Source organism: Enterobacter sp. K16B (genome assembly GCF_020216105.1).
Lineage (GTDB): Bacteria > Pseudomonadota > Gammaproteobacteria > Enterobacterales > Enterobacteriaceae > Enterobacter > Enterobacter sichuanensis.
Genome location: NZ_JAIWJZ010000154.1, coordinates 1 through 5,050, shown reverse-complemented (window position 1 = coordinate 5,050; position 5,050 = coordinate 1). Strand labels below are relative to the sequence as shown.

Here is a 5,050-nt window from a genome sequence, read left to right as displayed (position 1 = left end):
GCGCCGTACCGGCGCCATCGTCGATCCGCACTACATTGCGCGCGGTGACTTTACCTTCGCAGCCGGTGGTCAAGCGCTGGAAAGGCTGCTGGATCTGCCAGAGCCGCCAACCGCCGTATTTTGTCACAGCGATGTGATGGCGCTGGGCGCGCTTTCGTACGCCAAACGTCGCGGCCTGCGGATACCGAAAGATTTATCCATCATCGGATTCGATAATATTTCGCTTTCAGAATTTTGCGATCCGCCGCTCTCAACGGTTTCTCAGCCGCGCTACCAAATCGGTCGCGAAGCGATGCTTCTTCTGCTGGATCAGCTTCACGGTCAAACAGTTAGCAGCGGCTCACGGTTGCTGGACTGCGAACTGATTGTCCGTGGCACGACCCAGGCATTGACTTAAAGTAAACGTCTTTAGGACACCCTTATCTGGTCAAAGCCCCGCCGCTTAAGTAACATGGCGGACTGACGAACGAATAAATACAGCGAAACGATAGTGGCACAACGAGATTATGTACGTCGCGGCCAGCCGGCACCTTCGCGACGCAAAAAGAGTAGCTCAAGGAAAAAGCAACGTAACCTGCCTGCTGTCTCGCCAGCAATGGTCGCTATTGCTGCGGCTGTAGTCGTCGCCTTTATTGGTGGCCTGTACTTTATCACGCACCATAAAAAAGAAGAGTCTGAGGCGCTTCAGGCCAGTAAGGTGGCCGGAAATGGCCTTCCTCCGAAGCCTGAAGAGCGCTGGCGCTATATCAAAGAGCTGGAAAGCCGTCAGCCTGGGGTACGTGCGCCAACCGAACCTTCTGCGGGTGGTGAAGTGCAGAATGCGAATCAACTGACGGATGAACAGCGTCAGCTGCTGGCACAAATGCAGGCCGATATGCGCCAGCAGCCAACGCAGCTGAATGAAGTGCCGTGGAATGAGCAGACGCCGGAACAGCGCCAGCAGACGCTGCAGCGACGTCAGGCGCAACAGCAGATTCAGCAGCAGCAACAACAGCAGTGGGCGCAAACCCAGCCGGTACAGCAGCCTAAAGCGCAGCCGCGGGTCACGGAACAGCCGTACCAGCAGCAGACGCGCACGGCGCAGTCCCAGACTGCTCAGCAACAGCCAAAGGCCCAGCCGCAGAAGCAGGCGGCTCAGCCGTATCAGGATCTGCTGCAGACGCCTGCGCATACCACCGCACAACAGCCGAAAACGCAGCAGGCCGCGCCGATCACCAAAGAGACCGAAGCACCTAAGCAGACGGCAGAGAAAAAAGACGAACGTCGCTGGATGGTTCAGTGTGGTTCGTTCAAAGGCGCCGAGCAGGCGGAAACGGTGCGTGCACAGCTGGCTTTTGAAGGGTTTGACTCGCGAATTACCACCAATAACGGCTGGAATCGTGTGGTGATTGGTCCGGTCAAAGGCAAAGAAAATGCCGATGGCACCATTTCTCGTTTGAAACTCGCCGGTCACACAAACTGCATTCGACTCGCATCCGGGGGTTGAAACCCCCAAATTCCCCCCCATCTATCATTCTATTCAGCCCTGGGCACAGGCTCAGGGCTCCTGTTTCCCGATTCTGTAACCAGGGGGTCTGCTCGTGACAACAATAGTAAGTGTACGCCGTAACGGCCATGTGGTAATCGCCGGTGATGGCCAGGCCACGCTGGGTAATACCGTCATGAAAGGCAACGTGAAGAAAGTGCGTCGTCTCTATAACGACAAAGTGATCGCCGGTTTTGCAGGCGGCACGGCTGATGCCTTCACGCTGTTTGAACTGTTTGAACGTAAACTGGAAATGCACCAGGGTCATCTGGTGAAAGCCGCCGTGGAGCTGGCAAAAGACTGGCGTACCGACCGCATGCTGCGCAAGCTCGAAGCGCTGCTGGCGGTGGCCGATGAAACCGCTTCGCTTATCATCACCGGTAACGGTGACGTGATTCAGCCGGAAAATGACCTGATTGCCATCGGCTCTGGCGGCCCTTATGCCCAGGCTGCAGCCCGCGCGCTGTTGGAGAACACCGACATGAACGCGCGTGATATCGCGGTGAAGGCGTTGGATATTGCAGGTGATATCTGCATCTATACCAACCACAATCACACCATCGAAGAATTGACCTCCAAAGCGTAAGGATCTCCCATGTCTGAAATGACCCCACGCGAAATTGTCAGCGAACTGGACAAACATATTATCGGCCAGGACAACGCGAAGCGTTCCGTGGCGATTGCCCTGCGTAACCGCTGGCGCCGCATGCAGCTCGACGAAGAGCTGCGCCATGAAGTGACGCCAAAAAACATTCTGATGATCGGCCCGACCGGCGTCGGTAAAACCGAGATCGCCCGTCGCCTGGCAAAACTGGCTAATGCGCCGTTCATCAAAGTGGAAGCCACCAAGTTCACCGAAGTGGGCTATGTAGGTAAAGAAGTGGACTCCATCATCCGCGATCTGACCGATTCGGCGATCAAAATGGTGCGCGTCCAGGCGATTGAGAAAAACCGCTATCGCGCAGAAGAGATGGCTGAAGAGCGCATTCTCGACGTGCTGATCCCACCGGCGAAAAATAACTGGGGCCAGGCTGAACAGCAGGCTGAACCGTCTGCGGCACGTCAGGCGTTCCGTAAAAAACTGCGTGAAGGTCAGCTGGACGACAAAGAGATTGAGATCGATCTCGCTGCTGCGCCAATGGGTGTGGAAATCATGGCGCCTCCGGGAATGGAGGAGATGACCAGCCAGCTGCAGTCCATGTTCCAGAACCTGGGTGGTCAGAAGCATAAAGCGCGTAAGCTGAAAATCAAAGACGCGATGAAGCTGTTGGTTGAAGAAGAAGCGGCGAAGCTGGTGAACCCGGAAGAGCTGAAGCAGGACGCTATCGACGCGGTTGAGCAGCACGGTATCGTGTTTATCGACGAAATCGACAAAATTTGTAAGCGCGGCGGCAACAGTTCCGGCCCGGATGTTTCCCGCGAAGGCGTTCAGCGCGACCTCCTGCCGCTGGTGGAAGGCTGCACCGTCTCAACCAAGCACGGCATGGTGAAAACGGACCACATCCTGTTTATCGCTTCAGGTGCGTTCCAGGTCGCCAGCCCGTCGGATCTGATCCCGGAACTGCAGGGACGTCTGCCCATCCGCGTTGAGCTGCAGGCGCTGACCACCGAAGATTTCGAACGTATCCTGACCGAGCCAAACGCTTCTGCTACCGTTCAGTACAAAGCGCTGATGGCGACCGAAGGCGTGAACCTCGAATTCACCGAAGACGGTATCAAGCGTATTGCTCAGGCTGCATGGCAGGTGAACGAAACCACCGAGAACATCGGTGCGCGTCGTCTGCACACCGTGCTGGAACGCCTGGTGGAAGATATCTCTTATGACGCGAGCGACCTCAGCGGCCAAACCGTTACCATTGACGCAGACTATGTGAGTAAACATCTGGATGCGTTAGTGGCAGATGAAGATCTGAGCCGTTTTATCCTATAATCGCGGTTACTGCATTCTCATCACGTTTAATGGGGGCTAATGCCCCCATTTTTATTGGCTAAATACTTATGACTGACATCAGCCGTACTCAGGCGTGGCTCGAAAGTTTGCGCCCTAAAACCCTTCCTCTGGCCTTTGCCGCGATTATTGTCGGTACGGCGCTTGCCTGGTGGCAAGGTTATTTTGATCCTCTGGTGGCCGCACTGGCATTGATTACCGCGGGTCTGCTGCAGATCCTCTCCAACCTTGCCAACGATTATGGCGATGCGGTGAAAGGCAGTGACAAGCCGGACCGTATCGGGCCACTGCGTGGAATGCAAAAAGGGGTGATCACTCAGGCGCAGATGAAACGTGCGCTGATAATCACCGTGGTGCTGATCTGCCTATCCGGCCTGGCACTGGTGACGGTGGCGTCTAATACCACCAGCGATTTTATTGGCTTCCTGGTGTTGGGGCTATTGGCCATTATTGCCGCCATCACTTATACCGTCGGTACGCGCCCCTACGGTTATATTGGTCTCGGGGATATCTCCGTGCTGGTGTTCTTCGGCTGGCTGAGCGTGATGGGAAGCTGGTATCTGCAGGCGCATACGGTGATCCCGGCCCTGTTCCTGCCCGCGACCGCCTGCGGTCTGCTGGCGACAGCAGTGCTCAACATCAACAACCTGCGCGACATCGACAGCGATCGCGAGAACGGCAAAAACACCCTGGCGGTCCGTCTGGGGCCAGTGAATGCGCGTCGCTACCATGCCTGCCTGCTGCTGGGTGCCCTGGTCTGTCTCGCGCTGTTTAACCTGATTTCCCTGCACAGTCTGTGGGGCTGGCTGTTTTTGCTTGCCGCGCCGCTGTTGATTAACCAGGCCCGCTTTGTCATGCGTGAACGCAGCCCGGCTGCCATGCCGCCGATGCTGGAGCGCACGGTAAAAGGCGCGCTGCTGACTAACCTGTTGTTCGTCATCGGGATTGTCTTAAGCCAGACGCTGCGTTAGCTGACAAATATCAATTAACAATTGATGATTTTGCCAACAACGCATTTCGCACGATATACTGAACACATTCGCAGCAACTGAGCGTTAACCCTATGAAATACGATACCTCCGAGCTTTGTGACATCTACCAGGAAGATGTCAACGTCGTTGAACCGTTATTCTCCAACTTTGGTGGGCGGTCGTCGTTTGGCGGTCAAATCGTCACGGTGAAATGTTTCGAGGATAACGGGTTGCTGTACGATCTGCTCGAGCAGAACGGCCGCGGCCGCGTTCTGGTGATCGACGGCGGCGGTTCCGTGCGGCGCGCCTTGATTGATGCAGAGCTGGCCGGAATTGCCGTCCAGAATGAGTGGGAAGGCCTTGTGGTGTACGGTTCCGTGCGCCAGGTGGACGATCTGGAGGAGCTGGATATCGGGATTCAGGCCATTGCGGCGATTCCGGTAGGGGCGGCAGGTGACGGCATCGGCGAAAGCGACGTGCGCGTTAACTTCGGCGGCGTGACCTTCTTCTCCGGGGACCATCTCTACGCCGATAATACCGGCATTATCCTGTCCGAAGATCCGCTGGATATTGAGTAGTAAAACAGTCAGCGTGAACCATAAAAAA

General features: G+C 56.0%; 6 protein-coding genes. All 6 read left to right on the top strand.

The window, feature by feature from the left end:
- Positions 1-397, top strand: a 397-nt coding sequence (locus tag LDK53_RS21560) for a substrate-binding domain-containing protein (RefSeq protein ID WP_225288034.1), incomplete at its 5' end; no start/stop codon positions are given.
- A 93-nt stretch (positions 398-490) separates the two neighbouring features.
- The gene (gene ftsN, locus LDK53_RS21555) at positions 491-1,486 is read left to right on the top strand and encodes a cell division protein FtsN (protein WP_208283825.1); all 996 of its coding nucleotides are present in this window, start codon (positions 491-493) and stop codon (positions 1,484-1,486) included.
- A gap of 94 nt (positions 1,487-1,580) precedes the next feature.
- On the top strand, positions 1,581-2,111 hold the full coding sequence (hslV, locus tag LDK53_RS21550; RefSeq protein ID WP_008501802.1) for an ATP-dependent protease subunit HslV: 531 nt from the start codon (positions 1,581-1,583) through the stop codon (positions 2,109-2,111).
- Between the two features lie 9 nt (positions 2,112-2,120).
- A complete protein-coding gene (hslU, locus tag LDK53_RS21545; RefSeq protein WP_225288033.1) occupies positions 2,121-3,455 on the top strand; it encodes an HslU--HslV peptidase ATPase subunit in 1,335 nt (444 codons plus the stop codon).
- 68 nt (positions 3,456-3,523) lie between these two features.
- A complete protein-coding gene (gene menA, locus LDK53_RS21540) occupies positions 3,524-4,444 on the top strand; it encodes a 1,4-dihydroxy-2-naphthoate polyprenyltransferase (protein WP_025758828.1) in 921 nt (306 codons plus the stop codon).
- A gap of 92 nt (positions 4,445-4,536) precedes the next feature.
- Positions 4,537-5,022: a ribonuclease E activity regulator RraA gene (gene rraA, locus LDK53_RS21535; RefSeq protein WP_045285714.1), complete on the top strand. Its 486-nt coding sequence runs from the start codon at positions 4,537-4,539 to the stop codon at positions 5,020-5,022.
- The last annotated feature ends 28 nt before the right edge of the window (positions 5,023-5,050 follow it).